Annotated in this window: 19 protein-coding genes and 1 tRNA gene; 4 read left to right on the top strand and 16 right to left on the bottom strand. The window is 56.2% G+C overall.

The window, feature by feature from the left end:
* Positions 1–56: 56 nt before the first annotated feature.
* Both ASF69_RS17240 and ASF69_RS23400 read left to right on the top strand, forming a co-directional pair.
* Positions 57–133, top strand: a tRNA-Pro gene (locus ASF69_RS17240).
* A gap of 414 nt (positions 134–547) precedes the next feature.
* A complete protein-coding gene (locus ASF69_RS23400; RefSeq protein WP_200939102.1) occupies positions 548–718 on the top strand; it encodes a hypothetical protein in 171 nt (56 codons plus the stop codon).
* Here the strand turns inward: ASF69_RS23400 and ASF69_RS17230 are convergent.
* The 8 genes from ASF69_RS17230 to ASF69_RS17195 all read right to left on the bottom strand — a co-directional run bounded on the left by ASF69_RS17230 (position 705) and on the right by ASF69_RS17195 (position 5481).
* Positions 705–1034, bottom strand: coding sequence for a hypothetical protein (locus tag ASF69_RS17230; RefSeq protein ID WP_062589442.1), 330 nt, complete (start codon positions 1032–1034; stop codon positions 705–707). The genes ASF69_RS23400 and ASF69_RS17230 overlap by 14 nt on opposite strands.
* Positions 1018–1392, bottom strand: a complete 375-nt coding sequence (locus ASF69_RS17225) for a hypothetical protein (protein ID WP_156462101.1) — start codon at positions 1390–1392, stop codon at positions 1018–1020. The genes ASF69_RS17230 and ASF69_RS17225 overlap by 17 nt, the downstream gene beginning before the upstream one ends.
* An 87-nt stretch (positions 1393–1479) precedes the next feature.
* The gene (locus ASF69_RS17220; RefSeq protein ID WP_062589440.1) at positions 1480–1836 is read right to left on the bottom strand and encodes a hypothetical protein; all 357 of its coding nucleotides are present in this window, start codon (positions 1834–1836) and stop codon (positions 1480–1482) included.
* A gap of 1 nt (position 1837) precedes the next feature.
* Positions 1838–2161, bottom strand: a complete 324-nt coding sequence (locus ASF69_RS17215) for a hypothetical protein (RefSeq protein ID WP_082469768.1) — start codon at positions 2159–2161, stop codon at positions 1838–1840.
* A 26-nt stretch (positions 2162–2187) separates the two neighbouring features.
* A complete protein-coding gene (locus ASF69_RS17210; RefSeq protein ID WP_062589439.1) occupies positions 2188–2865 on the bottom strand; it encodes a TIGR02594 family protein in 678 nt (225 codons plus the stop codon).
* 29 nt (positions 2866–2894) lie between these two features.
* A complete protein-coding gene (locus ASF69_RS17205) occupies positions 2895–4517 on the bottom strand; it encodes a hypothetical protein (RefSeq protein ID WP_062589438.1) in 1623 nt (540 codons plus the stop codon).
* Complete coding sequence (locus ASF69_RS17200; RefSeq protein ID WP_062589437.1) at positions 4517–4993, bottom strand: hypothetical protein; 477 nt, start codon at positions 4991–4993, stop codon at positions 4517–4519. Before ASF69_RS17200 ends, ASF69_RS17205 begins: the two co-directional genes overlap by 1 nt.
* Complete coding sequence (locus ASF69_RS17195) at positions 4993–5481, bottom strand: hypothetical protein (RefSeq protein ID WP_062589436.1); 489 nt, start codon at positions 5479–5481, stop codon at positions 4993–4995. Before ASF69_RS17195 ends, ASF69_RS17200 begins: the two co-directional genes overlap by 1 nt.
* Positions 5482–5701: 220 nt before the next feature.
* Between ASF69_RS17195 and ASF69_RS17190 the strand changes: the two genes are divergently transcribed.
* Entirely contained in the window at positions 5702–6892 is a 1191-nt protein-coding gene (locus ASF69_RS17190; protein ID WP_062589435.1) for an acyltransferase, read from the top strand.
* Here ASF69_RS17190 and ASF69_RS17185 read toward each other — a convergent pair.
* From ASF69_RS17185 to ASF69_RS17155, 7 genes are all read right to left on the bottom strand, one after another.
* A complete protein-coding gene (locus tag ASF69_RS17185) occupies positions 6868–7977 on the bottom strand; it encodes an exo-alpha-sialidase (protein ID WP_082469767.1) in 1110 nt (369 codons plus the stop codon). The genes ASF69_RS17190 and ASF69_RS17185 overlap by 25 nt on opposite strands.
* 2 nt (positions 7978–7979) lie before the next feature.
* Positions 7980–9215 (bottom strand): hypothetical protein, encoded by a 1236-nt coding sequence (locus ASF69_RS17180; RefSeq protein WP_156462100.1) that lies wholly within the window; start codon positions 9213–9215, stop codon positions 7980–7982.
* Positions 9216–9493: 278 nt separating this feature from the next.
* A complete protein-coding gene (locus ASF69_RS17175; protein WP_082469766.1) occupies positions 9494–12403 on the bottom strand; it encodes a DUF1983 domain-containing protein in 2910 nt (969 codons plus the stop codon).
* 4 nt (positions 12404–12407) lie between these two features.
* Positions 12408–12845, bottom strand: coding sequence for a hypothetical protein (locus tag ASF69_RS17170; RefSeq protein ID WP_062589431.1), 438 nt, complete (start codon positions 12843–12845; stop codon positions 12408–12410).
* A complete protein-coding gene (locus ASF69_RS17165) occupies positions 12811–13383 on the bottom strand; it encodes a hypothetical protein (RefSeq protein ID WP_062589430.1) in 573 nt (190 codons plus the stop codon). Before ASF69_RS17165 ends, ASF69_RS17170 begins: the two co-directional genes overlap by 35 nt.
* On the bottom strand, positions 13383–14003 hold the full coding sequence (locus tag ASF69_RS17160) for a hypothetical protein (RefSeq protein WP_156462099.1): 621 nt from the start codon (positions 14001–14003) through the stop codon (positions 13383–13385). Before ASF69_RS17160 ends, ASF69_RS17165 begins: the two co-directional genes overlap by 1 nt.
* Positions 14000–16087: a phage tail length tape measure family protein gene (locus ASF69_RS17155; protein ID WP_062589428.1), complete on the bottom strand. Its 2088-nt coding sequence runs from the start codon at positions 16085–16087 to the stop codon at positions 14000–14002. The genes ASF69_RS17160 and ASF69_RS17155 overlap by 4 nt, the downstream gene beginning before the upstream one ends.
* Before the next feature lie 63 nt (positions 16088–16150).
* Between ASF69_RS17155 and ASF69_RS17150 the strand changes: the two genes are divergently transcribed.
* Positions 16151–16399 (top strand): hypothetical protein, encoded by a 249-nt coding sequence (locus ASF69_RS17150; RefSeq protein WP_062589427.1) that lies wholly within the window; start codon positions 16151–16153, stop codon positions 16397–16399.
* 12 nt (positions 16400–16411) lie between these two features.
* Here the strand turns inward: ASF69_RS17150 and ASF69_RS17145 are convergent, their stop codons facing one another.
* Positions 16412–16762: a hypothetical protein gene (locus ASF69_RS17145; protein WP_062589426.1), complete on the bottom strand. Its 351-nt coding sequence runs from the start codon at positions 16760–16762 to the stop codon at positions 16412–16414.
* Between the last annotated feature and the right edge of the window lie 21 nt (positions 16763–16783).

The raw sequence follows: 16783 nt of genomic DNA, 5'->3' as shown, positions 1-16783 counted from the left end.
ACTGCGATTTTCCGCTTGCGCAAGAACGACCATCTATATAAACGCCTGTCCTGTGTCGGAGCGTAGCGCAGCCCGGTAGCGCACTTGACTGGGGGTCAAGGGGTCGTGGGTTCGAATCCCGCCGCTCCGACCACGAAATCAAAGCCTTGAGGCCTCCCCCACCCTCAAGCAGTTTACAGGAAATCAGCCGGTTTACAGTAGGCGTTCCTGAAGGGTTCTCCACAGGAGGCCGAATCATCATGACCGAATACCAACGCAGATACGCATGGAAGCGAACCTGGCCCGGAGAGACCGGACTGGATGGCAAGCTGCTGGAAGATTACGTCTGCGTGATCGACGGGGAGAATACGGGCCGGATATCGTACCAAGAGGCTGGGCCTATGAAGGGCACTTGGCTTTGGAACGGCGGTCACTCTCGGAAGGTAAGAGTGACGGTGCTGCCTCACGGCGGGTATGCTCCAAGTCGAGCGGAAGCCGTTAGGCTGGTCGAGGAGCATTATGATAGGCGGCGGGAGGCAGCGAAGTTGCCGCCAACTGAGGAATCAATATGAACGACCAGACGAGCAAGACCGGCGATGGCATTCACGAGAATCACTATTGCTGTGTACCGGAATGCAAGAAGTGGGGCGGCTTCGGCTTTACCCGCAGCAAGGCTGAAACGGTTCAGTGGTGGTGCTGGGAGCATTACCCGCACAAGACGCCTGTCAGGGCCTCCTAGCCACCTCACGCTGAATACGAAGCTCTTCCCTGATCCTGTCCATCTCGATCGCCATACGCGAAATTGACTGGCCCGATTCCTTCATAGTCTCGGTCAGATCGCCCACTGCTTCCGTATGGGCCTCAAGCGCCTTGGTGGCGTTGTTGAGCGCAGTCGGGTCTACAATGACAGCGGCAACCTGTGCCGACGTTTGGCTTTTCTCGGGGGTGGCGCTGACGCCTGCGGCTATGCCGAAATATCGAACAGCGAATATGACCGCCAGCGTAGCGCCGAATACGACGATGGCCAGCGGAGGAAGTTCAGCCAGTTTTTCCATTGCGTGCTTCCCCTTGGTCATGCGCCGCGCGGTGGATATTGATCAACTCTCCAAATGCGAAGAGTGGATAGATGGCGATCCACGTACTGATGACCCCGGAAGATGCAAAAGCGTATGCTATGCCTGACCAGATCATGCACCCGGCTGCTGCCGAGAATTGCCGTATCTGTGGTGTGACGTTCTTTCGAGCGCCGTTGACGACGAGCCCGATGATTCGGAGACAACCGACGATGAACATGATCCATCCGAGGAAGTCTTCGGACGGCACTATCTCGTTAAAGCCCATGAAGGCCGGTTGGTTGAATGTCTGCGACGGAAGAAGCAGCACATAGCCGAACAGCATGAGATGCCCGGCCATGAACCACTCCATCATTCTCGGACCAAATCGGTGCTGTATACGCACCCACATGCCCGGCCCCTGATAACCCTGATCCATCCTGGCCCCTTATTCGCCCAAGGGCTTCTTTGCGGCCCAACGGCCATAGAGAGCCAGAGCGCCACCGATGACAGGCGCCAGAGCCACGATCAAATCCACGACCTTGCCCTGCACATCTTCTGGGAAGGCGTAACCAAAGACGCCGAGAACCCCGGCAGCAGCCGCCAGGATCGCGCCAAGCGTGACACGCGACTGATACCACGGCTCATTGTTTGTGATGTGGGCCACAACGGGCGCTGTGGAGCGCTCAACCGCGTCGATGATCGTTCGGGCGTCGGAGGCCGTGGCGCGCGTGGACGGGCTGTTGACGCCGGTTATGACGCCCTCGGCAATGGCCGACTTGATGATTTCCTTATTGGTGGTCATGTCAGTTCTCCGTTTTCTTCGCTTCACGCATTGCGATGGTGATCGTTAGGTAGGCGCTGGACGCGGCCACCAGCGTTGAAGCGAGTGTTGCCGTCTCCTTGTTCGCGCAAAGCGTCTGCAGGCTCTGGTGGGCAGCCTCGGCGGCTGCAGCGGTCTTTGGCTTGAGCCGGTCGGCTGCGATGAATGGCAGAAGCACAGCATAGGCTGTTTCGCCAGCAGAGCAGACCTGCGGAAGGCTCTGACGGATACCGGTATCGATTGATCCGGTAGACTGGCACGCGGACAGGCCGACGGCCGCCGCTGATACGATGATCAGTGAACGCATGATGGTTTCCTTCGATGTGGAGAGCTTTAAGCTTCGTTCGTTGTGATGCTGGCCGTGATCGTCGTCATCGGCAGATCGGTATGAGGCGCGTCTGGATATGTGACCGGCCAGCGATAGCCGAGCAGGCGGTTCTTTGCGATCCGGGCAACGCTGACCGAATCCGACTGGTTGCCACCGAGGATGTGAAGATGCGTCTTGTCGTGGCCAACGACAATTCCGACGTGGCCCTGCCATCCGTTCTTTGCCCCGCGCCAGAATACAGCCACGGCGCCGATCTGCGGGCCGCTGAGAGCCTTGCCGAACTTCAGCCAGTTGCGGGAGCCGAGCGGGTTGGCCGGCAGTGGTTCTTTCGGCAGAGCGGTGGCCACCACCATTCCGACAAAAGCCCCGCACCAAGCCGTCTCGGAAGCATCGAGGCGAAGCGCCTTGTCCAGAACCGTCGCATTCTTCTTTTCATGCAGCCCTAGAAAACGACGTGCTTCCGTTACCCAAGGCGGGCTGATGGGCTCATTGTCGTTCAGACCCAGCGCTGCGATCGTCTTCGGCCCGATAGTGCCGCGGTACAGGACCTGGATATTCTTATCGTCCTGAAAGCGTGCCACCGCCCTCGTCGTGTTGCGGCCGGGAATGCCATCGGCACCCGCTGGCCCTACATCATACCCAAGCGCAATCAAGCGCCGCTGTACGTCGCGTACAGTCGCCATGGTGTTCTCCTGAGATTGTGAGTGGGTGGTTAGGCTGCGTTCTTCATATCAATCCAGGCAGCCGTCTCGTTATCGAGCAAGACTTGCCCGCCCTTGCCGCCTGATGAAACACGCGGGTGCAAATTGTCATCCGAGATGTAGGAAACCCCCGGCACCACGTAATATTGATCGCCCACGACCTGAGTGTTTGGGAAGGCTGAGGACACCGTGATGTCACCGTTTGTGTTGCCGTTCCCGTTCCTCTGAACGCCTTGGTTCGCGCCGGAAAGCGGCTGCACGAAGCCGTTCGCGACTGTACTGCTGCCGCCGGTATAGTTGGAATTGAACCGTGACGAACTGATCACGCTTGAGACCGTCACCAATTGGATGACCGGCAATGCTGATTTCTCACCGGCAACCGCAAAGCGGCCACTGTCACGGGTTGGTTCAAGCGCATCGCCCCAATCGATAAATCCATCGAGGGCGCCAGACCTAACCCACGCGTTAAACAAGCCTCGGTCGGATCCAGCACCTGCCGCATACTTGCTGCTCGCAGGGTCCATCCATTTGGCGGATGAAGTCGCCTTCCATGAACGGGCTGTGATAGTCCCGGTCGCAGGCGTGGTGGCCGAACCAGGGAACAAATAGGTGATCGTGTTGGCGCCCGTATTGACCGCCGTAACGATTAATCCCGAGCCGTTGTATTCCGTCTGCGTTGCGCCTGCCACGACAATAGGCTGCCCTACATCAAACAGGGTAGCATCAGGCACGGTTGCCGTGGCGAAGAACCCCGAGGAAACAAGATTGGAGATCGACACCGCTGCTTTCTGCACGGTTCGGGGTGTCATAGTCGCGTGGTTATACTTGCAACCGATAGCCCGCGTCATATCGCGGAATGTCGTCACGTACCCTTGCAATTCTGCGAAAGTAGCTCCCGCTCCAAAGTCGTTGGTGCCGTAATTGGTCGCGATGTCAGTGATCCCGAGAAGCTGGCAAAGAGCGATTTGCTTCTGGAAATTCAGGCCACTGTTGGCGGCATAGGTGGACGCAGTCGTTCCGGATATCGAAGCGAGATAAACAGGGCAGCGACCGAGCGCAGCATTGTAGGCTGCGCCATTATTGTTGGTCGAAATGCTATCCCCGAACCAAGCAAGCGCGATCTTGCGGAGCGTTGACGCAACGGCGTGCGTGCGCAAGCCAGCGAAGCCCAGCGACTGCGTGACGTAGGTCGCGCCATTGGCCGGTGTTGCTGCCCCTGTAACGCGGAATGATGCCCCGGCAGGGATTGGTGTGCTGAGTGTGACCTCCGCAGAAGCCGTGGCTTGGCCTGGGCTTACCGTAGCGGTGTAGGAGCCAACGACGGTCCCAACTGGATATTCGATATTCCCAGCCACCGCATAAGGTGCGGATGTATCAGCAGTGCCGGTGGTGCGCAGAACCCATCCTTGAAAAGCTACGCTGCAAACCGTGATTGGCGCGCCGCTCTCGTTGGCATAGCTAGGTGTTGTGAAGGTCTTTTCTGTCCCGTCGTTGGCTGATGGGGCAGCGCCGCCGTTATAGCCTGGGCCATATATGCGGTGCGCCAACCTCACGGCCATCACGGGGGCCGGTGGAGCCTGACCGACGATCCCGAGCCCCTGAGACAGGGAGAGCGATGTGAGTTCTCCGGCCATTACAGAAGACCTCCGCTTGCGGTCTGCACCCAGCCCTGACCCGGAACAAATTCAAAGTCAGCCCATGAGCTTGCACTCAATGACGTGGTGACAGCTGCCAGGATGTTGAGGGTTAAAAGCCCGGTCGCCTCACGCTTGATACGGAGGCGCGCACCGCTGTAGGCATAGGTATCAACGAAGCTGAGCGTTCGGATTGCCGATAAAGTGCCCCGTATGATCTGGGTCGGAGAGTTCTGCATACAAGTGAACGTCATGTTCTGGTTCCCATTAGCCACCACGTTTGCGGACAGCGGCCGGACGGGCTTCCACGACAAGCCATTGCTGATCACATAGTCGGGGTTTCCATCGTGCAGATCCGTTGCCCAGGCATACATCTGCGTGTTGTCCGTGGCTGCTGGCAGCGTTGCCAACGTGAAGCTGCCGGGAATGAACCGAGTAGGCTGAACCGGCTGGTTGAGGAAGCTGAAAAATGGCATCAGGTAATCTCCGTCACCATGGCGAAGCCGTTGGCCGAGGCCCATGCGCCTTGCACAAGACCGGTGTAACCGGTGATAGGCCGATCGATTGGTGTCGTCCCCTTTGCCGGGATCATGAAGCTGTAATTCGTGGCGGAAGGCGTGCCCGTACCAAATAGGACGTAGAGGATCGCAGTGCTGTCGTTTGCGATGATGAGTCCGACGCGGTTTGCGTTTGCGGCCTTCAGCGTCGTGGCTCCCGTAGCGGAAGCGACTGAAACCACACTCGGCGTTGAACCGCCGTATGCGATAGCACCGAGGCGCGCGAAGTCTTCGGTGCTTGTTGCCACCGGTACCGACGAGGCAGCCGCAGCGCGACCGGGCGGAAGACCCGTCTGGCTAGCGCCTGTTGTCGGATTGATCGCAATGGTTTTTACGACCTTCACACTCTCGCGAGTGCCAGCCTCGTTGATGAACGAGCCGCCATCGTTCTTGTCATCTATTGCCATGTCGAGAGCCTTTCTGTTTGTTCAGACCACGGCAAGCTCAACCAAGCGCCGCTTACGCGCACGTTCGCATGGTGGTCTACGGAGTTTCGGGCACGAAAAAAGGCGCCCTGAAAAGAACGCCATTAAGGTGAGTTGAGAGCGCGGGTGGGGAACGCCGAGTTGCAATAATCCCACCTCAGTTGTATGCAGCTAATGTAATAAAAGCGCTGGGGCGGCACTCATGAACGATAATCACCGCATACTGTTTCTCGATGACCTGCGAGGGATAGCGATTCTGGTGGTCGTTTGGGCTCACGTCTTTGTCGTCGGCATCAATGACAGTGTGAACGTAAAGCTCAGGATCCCGCAGCTTGAAGGCTTGATGTTCGGGGAAGGCTCACCATCGTTAAACGTTCACGACCATGTAAACCTGTTTTTTGTCCTGAACCTTGGCGTGGGAACAGGTCACACCGGGGTCTTGATCTTCTTCTTGGTGAGTGGGTTCATAATTCTTCGATCCTTAGATGGGGGAAGACCTGGTCTTTTCCTTATCAAGAGATTTTTTAGGCTCATCCCTACCTGTGCTGCAGTCACTTTTCTGATAGCTGCGCTAACCCTGATGCTATGCTACTTCACCGCCACTTCATCGCCCTACGGCCTTGATGACTTGGTGATGTCCTCCCTCTTGCTTCATAAATATTTCCCTCAGTTTCACTCACCGATACCTGTACTTTGGAGCCTCGAAGTCGAAATGGCCTTCTATCTTCTGATGGCCGCGGCGGTTAGAATAAAAGGTAAGCTCAGCCTAAAGTCATTATTCGCCATGACGCTCGTATGCTTTGGCGGAAGCGCCATCTTTCTTTACGCCGCTATGCTTTCTCCTGCGACTTACGAGTGGTTCCCCCGACACACAGCTATGCTGCTAACCATGTCGTCATATCTGCTTGTGGGCGCCAGCATCTATAGGGCAACACAAGTGGGATGGCGGAAGTCAATCATGTGGGTTCTGGCCACATTTCTTGTCTGCATGGTCACGATTGCGGTCTTTGAGCCGAAGAACCCGATGCCAGGCGGCCAGTACAATTTGCGATCTTTCCTCGCAGCACTTCTGATATTCTTTTTCGTTTGGGGTGTAAGGAAGGTAGTGACTGTCCCAACGCCGCTAAATTTCTTTGCGCGCATAAGCTACTCCCTATATCTCGTGCACGTTCCTTTTGCTTGGGGAGTGATGTGGCTACTCTCACAATTTGGATTCGGAATGTACCTCTCTGCAAGTTTAGGAGCGGCTTGCTCAGTCGCTCTCGCATGGGTCGTTTTCCACGTGATAGAGCAACCGTCTCATAGACTTGCAAAGCAGATTGGCAGAGAAAGTCCTAAATTGGATGCCGGCCCTATTTCCCCGATAAATCAAAGGGAACTAGTAAGCCGATAGCCACTGATTGCCTCCTTGCCGCGAGAGCAAACGACGAAGAGTTCTCCATTCCGCTCCATCATACTTGGATAGCCGTAAGAGCCATTTTTCGCAAAGCCTGGATATTGGACGACATACGGTGCACTTCCTAGTGTATAGCGCTTGTCAAAATTCATTCCGTCAGCTGATGTCCAGACCGCCAGAACCTCCCTGTTTGGCGCTGGGTTACCTAGGATGAAGTAACGCCCATTGGAGAGTTTGCCGGCGTGGAATTTAGCACCGGCATGCGCAAAATTTGTCCGGCCGGGCTCGCTCCACGTCACACCATTATCATTGCTCCTAGCGACCCAAAGATAATCCTCAGCGGAACGCAAAAACATAACCAAGTCGTTTGCAGATCGTTGAAAGAACGACCCTTCACACAGGATACGGATCTGCCAGTTCTTTAAATCCCGAGCCAGATCAAGGGTGGCCGCACTGTCGATATCTAAGCCGACGCAAATTCCCGACGGCGTCCAGCCACTTGCGCCTGCCGGGTCATCCGTCCAATCGAAACGTGCCTCCCCCGCCATAATCAGGCGTCCGCTTTGCGTCGGAGTCGGTGGCCGGTTCATCTGAATGTTAGGGCCTACCTCTTTTGGAGAAGCCCAGGTCAAACCGTCTGCGGTAGAGACCACGAATGTCTTCATGTACAGATGGCCTACGTCAGTAGGCGGTCTTTCCGCGCCTGATGGGATGAGGCGGGGGTCATATTCGTAGAACGAGTAAAATAGATGCAGCTTGCCGCCTTGCTGAAGAAACCCGCCTGAGGTGAACAGGGCCTCGTTAAATTGTCCCATGCCAGGGCTGAGCAATAACGCGTCAGACCATGCGGAAAAATCACTGCTTTGGCGAACTGTGACGCGGCATCCCCGCTCACCTTCGCCAACTCGCCCGTTTGTGAAAGCAACAAAATACTTCCCTGCGAAATAAGCGATATCAGGTCCATGTGAAAACGCCCACTGCCCCGCACCTGGTGGTGTGTAGATGTTTGTTTGCGTCGGAGAAATCGTAGAACTCGTAGCGTTCGCATTTGTAAACGCGAGGGTTTCTACCCAAGCTGCCATCGTCACAAGTCCGCCGAAAGGTCGATATCAAAATTCATTGACGCAAACCCGCTCTGCAAGGACCCGTCGGTAACGGTCGTTGATGCCCAAAAAACATTCGGACCCACTCCTTGAATGGAGATTGCTCCGGAATTAGCGCCTCCCAATTTCGTGGCGTTTGTCGCCGGAGTTTTGATCATTGTCACGGGCAGAACCCACGATCCATAAATCGGTTGGCCCGATACGGGGCGAGTGCCAATGAAAAACAGGTTCTGCAGGCGCATGAATCTTGCCTTGCACAACATATCGACCTGCGATTGCTCCATCACCTGATAGCTATCCGGCAGGCTGGCCCATTCGTCTCCCTTTTGGAAATGCACGTTGGCCAGCGTGACTGAGCCAGAAGACTGGCCAAGATTGTTGGTCCGGCTATTGAAGTTGGTCCCGGCATCAAACCAGAAAACGATTTCGGTGTAGCTGTCCTCATTCGTGCCGATGATTTTTCCTCCTATGGAAGGGATATCGAACACGACAGTTTTCTTGGATGTCATGAGTGTCGTCAGAGGAACCAGAGTGCGCTGTCCGTGATCGGCACCAGTCTGTGTGGAGCTCGGAGAGCCGCCTGTTCCAAAGTTCTGGACAATCTCGACCGCAATGTTTCTGGAGGCATCAGCCTTGGCCAGAAACATCAAAGACATCCTTTTCCCGGCAAAGCGCCTTACATTCTGAATGCGATAAGCTTTCCGAACGTAATTTACCGCGCCCACCACTGACGTCCATGTCGTGACCGAGACGCGCGATGGATTGCCTGGAATGGTGGGGTCGTTTGACGCAACGATCGTGTGCGTCTTCGAAGAGCCATTGTGTTCATTCAGCCAGCAGTCGTCGGAACCATAGCCGCTTGAGGTTTGGCTAAGACCACGCTGACACGTTTGAAACTGGCCATTGAATATGGGGTTGGCCAAGTTTGTATTGTCCACGATACCGAGGGCGCTACGAATAGAAGCAGAGTCGGGAAGAGCCAAAAGCTCTCTTGCTTTGGGCGTCAAATCGGTCGTGGCGTAAGTGCTTGCCCCACTCTGGTATGGCAGTTTATTTGCCGCGCCCTCCAGCGCCAGCAGAGAGCGAGCCTGTTGCGGGAAGTCCGCGAGCGCCCCTGTATTATCAGAAAGGAAGAATGGCAGTTTGTCAGCAGCTGGCGTCAGCCCGGAGAAGGCTGCAAAGAAAGGCTTGGCAAGGCGCGCGACGTATTCAGCCACCAACTGTGTGAGGCCAATAGTCTGTTGGCCGGCATCCGTGTCATAGGTAATCCAGTAGCCCTTGCCGCTGCCAGTCGGACCCGGCCAAGGCTTTGCCAACGTCAGTGATGTGTCGCTGTCTATGGAAAGCACGGGCACAGACAAGCCATCAACGCCTAGAACACCAGCGATAAGGCCAGACGTGTCCCAGCCTGTCCCGTCTCCGGTCACAACAGCGCTGCCAGCCGTCACGGATACCGTGCCGGTTACATAGGGTGTGGTCATGTTCGGGATCGCCTTTACTGTGCCTGCTTAAAGATAGTCATTGCTGCTTGCGGTGTCACGAGTGTTGCAGCTTCGGGAAACTGAACCCGAATAGTCGTTGTGGTTCTGTCCCGAGGAATATTCAGCATAACCCATGTGAATTGAGGCGCACCCACATTAGCGATACCGTTGCTAAACGCGACATGCGAAACCAGGCGGACAGCGGAACCTGTTGAGATGTCGTCGATATACATAACGGATTGCGTTTGACCGCCTGAGTTGAAAAGACCGCACCGCATCTCGATTCTTGCAACATATGTGGATTGTTCAGCCGCAGGAATTCCATGATTCACTATGAGATCGACGTAACGACTTGCGTTAACAGTCGAACTGCTGGCTATGAAGTTTATCGCCCCCGGCTCGATATTGCTCGTTCCCACCACAAGATTGTCTATTTGAGCTTGAGATATCTTTGCGTTGATGATTTTGACCTGCCCGTTTTCGATGGCAAGAACAGCGTATGTGTTTGCACCGTCCACCACGACAAACTTGTCCGCGAGAAAGCCAACCTCGGATTTCAGGACGCCACTCACGGTCCTGATCTGGATGTACATTCCGCTTTCGATGAACGACTGCGCTAAGTTCGCACGCAGCATGATCGAAAACCGAACCGAGACACCGGCAGGCGCTGCCACAGCCTGGAACATCACCAGACCATCAGCGAACATCCCATTGAACGTGGCCGACACACCGCTGATCTGTGATGCGAGAGCGCCATCGCTATTCACCCTTGCCAATTCCTCAAGCGCTATCTTGGCAGTGTTGTCGGCCACGCCTGCCGATACAGTCGTCACCTGCTGAGCAAGTGCCTCTGTCGCGCTCGCTACAACGGTTTTTGTCGTCTCGATCGCAGCGAAAGCTTCACCCATATCGACACGCATCTGTTCGCGGTCAAATTGGGAGACAGCGCCTTCAAGAGTGACCGCCTGCCCGACTTGTTCAAGACGCTGCATGAACTCGTTACGGGCCTGGGTGATAGTCTTGAAGACGTCCTTCACATCTTTCCCAAGATGCTCCAGATCTGCAATGAAATCGCCACCAGCAGCCAGAGTGCGGAAGCTTGTCACGCCTGACGGGGCAACAGAACGGCCATTATCCACGATCAAGGTCGTGCGAACCCGCCAGTCCGTTTCAGACGTCAGCCCTTCAACGATCTGCACGACTGTCACATCGGACGATACCGTTTTGGTGAAGACCTGCGTGGGATTGGCAAGAGGCCAGTATTCGATCAAGACGCCAGCGACGCTGATATCCTCAATCGCATCCCAAGAAAGACGAACGCCTGGAAGCAGCCCGCCGCCTTCCGCCTCAACGACGTTGGGCGTCGCCGTGAAGTTCTGCACCTCAGCCAGATACTCAGGCGGCGGCACAACGATAATCACCGGTGGATTGGTGACATATGCGGTTGGGTCGAAGACGCCGTTGCTGATCTCCTGCAGGGCGACCGTGATATCTCTGACGCCGTCGCTGTTGTGCGGGCCGAGCGTGCGCGTCAGAACCTGATATGTCCGCGTCCCGTGCTTGGCGCTTGCCCAGGTGATCCACCGGCCTTCCTTCACCACATCCAGAAAGCGAGGATGGATGGTGATCTCTGCCGAGGCCTGGAAGCGAGCGCCTCTGATGGCGATGTCGGCCAGGCGGTCAACCTGCTTGACGTTCGTCACAGCCCCGTAAGGAATGGCACTGGCAAGCGTCTCGCGATCTTCGGCAAGGGCAGACTGGTCGATACGTGTCGCCGCGTCCTTGGTCTCGTAGAAGTCATCTGGCGAGACATAGGATGCCGCAACCGTGTTGATGAGCTCGGTGCGCTTGCGCTTGGCTGTGAAACGTTTCGGAGCTCCGACTTTGATATCGTCATCGGTGATCGTGGCAACGATAGCCTGCGGTGCGCCGGCGATCGGAAACTCCCCGTCCACACGCTCTACCCATGAAGCACACGCAGCTTCCAGCAAAGGCTGAAGATTGGAGTCGTGGTTCGCGCCAGGACCGTCTTTGGCGATCATATGCGACCGGTAGCGATAGTAACCGTCCACAATCTCATCAGCGATGTTTGCCGCCTGCGTCCACTCTGACAACGGCAGGCGAGACGCGCGAACGCCCTTGCCGACCATCAACTGGCTGCCGTTGAAGAAACCGCGCTCCAGATTGTACGCGTGGACAAACGGATTATCGCTGTATTCCCAGGTAGACTGGTCATTCCACCGATGCGAACCGGATCCGCCTACGGTGCTGTCCTTGCGCCAGTCGTAGAGCGGTGCTCCCTTAACCTCGAACAGGAGTTGTGCAGGCGATGTCATCCCCTGCCCTGTCTTGTTCAGCTGCGAGTAAACGATAGCGTATGCGACGCCTGCGCCGCGATGCGCGGCTGTCCAGCGTCCAGCAGGCCGTGACGTTTCTACCAGATCAATGTCGGCTTGCTGATCAAGCGATCCATAATAGAATTTCACCCTGACAGTATCATGGCTATCGCCGCTTGTGCCCTCATTGGGCACATCGTACCAGCCGCGGGCATCGGGGTTCGCCAACACGCGCCATTTGCCGTTGTACTTGACGCGAGGAACGGCAGTGATGCAGAAGCTCGACAGGACATACACGTCCGTAAATTTGCGCCCACCTGCGCCGAAGTTGTTGCGGTACACGTGATGACCGGCCATGCCGCATGTGCCGAGAACGACGGTACGCGGAATGTTTGCGCCAAACTCTGTTTCGACCTGCGCAGACGTGCTCGGCGTCTTTGGCTTGAACAGCGCATTGACGGCGTAGGAGGCGGCAATGGCAAAGGCGGTCTTTGCCAAGCCCGCCAATATGGACGTGCTCGATAGCCACGCGGTAACGCTCGCGATCCCGGCAGAGATCGCGGCTGCGATAGGTGCTAAAAATGGCATGGTGCTATGCGCCTACCTTGTAAGCTTGCGCGATCTCGGAGACCGGAAAAAAGATCGTGCCCTGCGGCTGCTTGATCGCAAAACCGAGGCTGCAAACGAAACCGGCAACGAACTCGCCATTGATTACGGTCACACCGACATCGCCACGGCGCGCAGAGAAGCGATTGACCGGCTCAAGCCTGATATGCACTTCGAACAGGTCCTTGACGTGATTGCAGCCGAGGCCGCGCATCTTCTTGGCAGCGCCCGCCTCTGTCTTGTATCGGCCGCGAAATTCTTCGAGCGGATCTACGCCGACCACGGCTTTGATCGCTTCGCAGGCCGACATCATGCAGTCGGACGTTCCCCACTCCGGCAGGACAGAAACCTGCGCCGAGGCAACGTCTTCCAGCGCTCGATCCCAGCCATCACTTCTGACTAAACTCGAAATTGAAGAACTCATTTTTCAGCCTCGCAGCGTGTTCGAAGAACATGTCGCCTGCCGAGACCAGTTGCTGGTCTTCGTGGCTGGCATATCGGTAGCCTTCGCGGAAATTGTCGATCGCTTCGGTTTCGATGTTGGCTTCGAGCCATGCATCGCCGTTCTCTTCGCGGTGATCGATGGTGTCGATGTAGCCGTAGAAGGTCGCCTCCGCGTGCAGGAAGGCGTTGTTGTCGGGATCGAAATAGAAGTCGTACAGGGTGACCGGACGGCCCTTGTATTCTTCCTCTTCGATCAGAAGCAGCTTGTCTGGAGTGAGGCCGAAGTCGCATCGCGCCGGCAGCCGCATCGTTAATGGATTTGCCGTGGTTCCGAGGGCAAAGGCTGGCTCATCAATCTCAATGATCGAATTACCCTTGTAGGTCAGGCCGTTGTAAACGAGCGTGCCCTTGCCCGAAAAGAAACCATAGGTTCCGGTACCAAACTCAAACTTGACGCCAGACCCGATCTTCACCCGGCCTTCGTTAAGCAGCTGCTGCAGTCGCGTTGGGAAAGCCATTAGCGCGGCACCTCGATAAGCTGGAACTTGGCGGTCGGCATATCGCCGTCGCCTACTTCCTTGGAGCCAGGAACGATGCGTGTGTTCATCTCAGTATTCTTAAACCTGACCACAGCGCCATTAGTGATGTAGGAAGGCACAGGAGGCTCCACAGAGAGCGTCAGGGACGTTGATGCGGCAGTTGCGCCGGTCTTCACGCGGTGAAAGCTGCGGTAGTCTCCTGTGGCGAGGGAAACAAAATCACCCCGTGAGATGACCAAGCCGTTTGTCACGCTACCAATCGCAAGCTGCCTTCCATTGGTGACGGAAGTCAAAGAGCCGGTATCGTCTAGAACAGGATTACTGCGATCCGACCAGTAGGCGCGTGGATAGGCTTGCTTGCCCCGAGGAACGAACAGGATCGTCTCCTGCCCTCCTCTGGCATCGGCAAGCCAAGCCTCTACATCGGCCAGCTCTTCATCATGAAGCGGTTGGGTTTCGACATTGACCGTCCAATATTTATCATCGGTCTCAAAAATCGAGATGGCACGATTGCCCCACCTCGACACCGACGCCGGTTCCTGCAATTGCGGCCGGCCTATTTGTATCTTGATAGATGACGGCAGGAAGGAAATGCTCACTTGTACATTCCCCTCGTTGCCACCTGCTTCATTGATGCAGCTGTGCGCTGTACCGCCGCCTTTTGAGCCTGCTTATCGTAGGCCTTGATCGCGGCGACGATCTGGTCTTCGACTCCCGGGCCTGAGCCACGAGCATCGATGGTGTATTTCCGATTGTCATTCGTTGTGTTGTTGTTGGCCGAGCCACCTCGGGAGAAGGCTGTGCCAAGCCGATGGTTAGGCACGACTTGCTCTCCCCCCCCGAAGCGAACAATTTCAGGGCCTCTCTCTCCGACCATCGCCATACCTGCACGAGCAGAAGCGGTTCCAGTCGCATACATCGACCCTCCAGGGGCGGATGGGAACGCACCCTTACCGCCGCCGAAAAGCCCACCAAACAGACTGGATAGGAACCCACCCCCGCCAGACGAAGAACCGGCGTTGGAAACCTGAAAGACTGCATCAAGAACTTGGTTCAACAAGCGGTCAGTGATGCGATCAAGCACCGACAAAGCCGCATTGCCGAAAGAAGCCCAAAAGCCTTCACCATTCTTCAGACCGTCGCGGAGGTCGTTGATAAAGCCTGCTGTCGTGTTCTTGATGAAGCTCATCGTCTCGTTGGCGCGCTTCGTCGCTTCAGTGAGCTTGTTCTGCTCGACAGCCGCTTGTGCATACTTCTCAGCCTGCGCGCCGATCTGGGCCGTTAGTTCCGGCGTGATCGACTTCTTATCCTTCTCAGCGGCCAGCAGCAGATCCGTTTCAACCTTGGCCTTGGCCACGGCATAGCCGTAGTCATTCATGGCAGGGTTGAGAGACTGCTGGGCTGCTGTCTGGGCTTGGAGAGCGCGTGTCTGCTCGTTGATGGAAGCTGTTGCAGATTCGTAGGCCTTCTGCTTGGTGCCACCGCTGCCTCGAACCTTTGGCATGCCTTCCAGTTCGATCAGTGGGCGGCTACCGGGTGTTGGGCCGTCCTCCGGTAACGGGAACATCTCTCCTTGGATCCGCCCGTCAACATTACTTTCCAAACCAACGCCTCTCCAAGTCCGAGGGTCGTTGATACGGGACTGCGCAATGTTGGCGGCTTGGGTCGCAGCTCCAACGCTTTCAGCGGCATTTAAAGCTGACGAACTCAAGGTGTCGAAGAACGCGCGGAAGCTATCAATAGCCGGTATGCCAGTGCTATTGACTGCCGCCGATAGAGCATTCTGCACCCTTTCCACTTCTGAAACCTGAAGCGATCCATCAGCCGCGCTCTCAGCGAACCTTGCAAAGGCCTCCTGAAGCTCGCGAATAACAGTAGCCTCTTCGCCCGCAGCAGAGAGATTTGACACGAGATCAGCAAACCCCAGAGTCACGTCCGAGAGCCGACCACGCACAGATTCGAGCGTGTTGTCGTTGAGCAGGCTCAACCCCTCGCGCAACTCGGCAGCTTCTCGGGCGCGTGTGAGTTGGTCTGCGTACTCCCTCAGCGCTGGGATTGCATCTCCCCACCTGTCCGCAACGGTCTGGATAAGCTGCGCTTGCTCTTTCAACAGTTCGTTGGCCGACGATCCTTTGCTCATCCATTCGGTGAAGTAAGAGATGGCTGCACTTCCGAGGAAGACAAACGCCGTGGTTGCCAAGCCAAGAGGGCTTATCAGTCCAGCGATGGTTTGCTTCATGGCAGACAGCACGCCGTTCAACTGGCCTCCATTCTGGGTGACCTGCGGCAACTGCTGGGCAAGCAACATAAACGGCGACTGGCCCATGGCCATCATCGTAACGATGTCCTGCATCTGGTAGGAAAGGTTTTGAACCTGCTGACGTGCGGCGCCTGACGCTTGGCCTAGAGACTTGACACCATTGGCTCCAACTGAACCGGCGCGCTGAGCGGCCAGTGCAGCTGCAGCCATTGCCTTAGCCGCAGCATTTGATGTTTTCTCTACGCCCCCCATAGCGGCAGACATTGCCGCGATCTCAGAAGTGGAAAACTTTCCCGACGCATCAGACAATCCAGATGCCGCCCGCTCGGCAACGCGTGAGGCGTTTGTGAACTGCTTGAGATCGTTCGTCGCGCTTTTTACGCCCCCTGACTGAACTTCAATCCCGAGCTGTGCGATGTCCATAGCTTTGCCTTCCGCAGTGATGCAGATTATGTTCCCGCTCCAAATCGGAGTGAGGATCACGAAATGAGAAAAGTCTTATTTGCTACCGCAGCAATTTTACTGGCTGCAACATCTGCCGGTTCACAGGTCAGAACGGCGCCTGATATCCCTCAGACGGCCGATACTGAAGTTGTGAAGCGAGAGCGGTGCGCGGCTTCGATCAGCGATTTTCACGGATGGCAGTTGGGACAAGCGAAAAGGCTTCGTGATTGGTGCCGGGACAACGGTTACATCACATACGATCAGCAGCTCGACGCCGAGGCAAGAAAATAAGCTAACCGAAAACTATCCGGTTTCCCTCGCCTTCCGGTGGACTTCCATCTCTTCTGCCAACGCAATCCGATACCCGTCATCCATTCGGATTAGGATGGTCACCTCCTCGCGGAGAACCATATCGCCGGTCATCCGTGACCATACCTCGATATCCGCGTAGGTGATCGGCTGTGGGCCGTTCATGCCCTGCAATCGTCTGGCGTGAAGATGCCAGAACCAAGCCCAGAGGTGCTGACCTTCGTCAGATATCTCCGGCTGATCTGGGTTTTCATCCTCCCGGCCAAAGCGTTCGTTGAACTCCCGCCGCGATAGGATGATCTTCGACTTCTTTTTGCCCTTCCCTTTGCCGGGACCGGAGGGCATTTCCTCCAGCTCGTATCCGGG

The sequence above is a fragment of the Rhizobium sp. Leaf311 genome (assembly GCF_001423445.1).
In the GTDB taxonomy this organism is placed as follows: domain Bacteria; phylum Pseudomonadota; class Alphaproteobacteria; order Rhizobiales; family Rhizobiaceae; genus Agrobacterium.
This window is presented reverse-complemented; position numbering and strand designations above follow the sequence as displayed.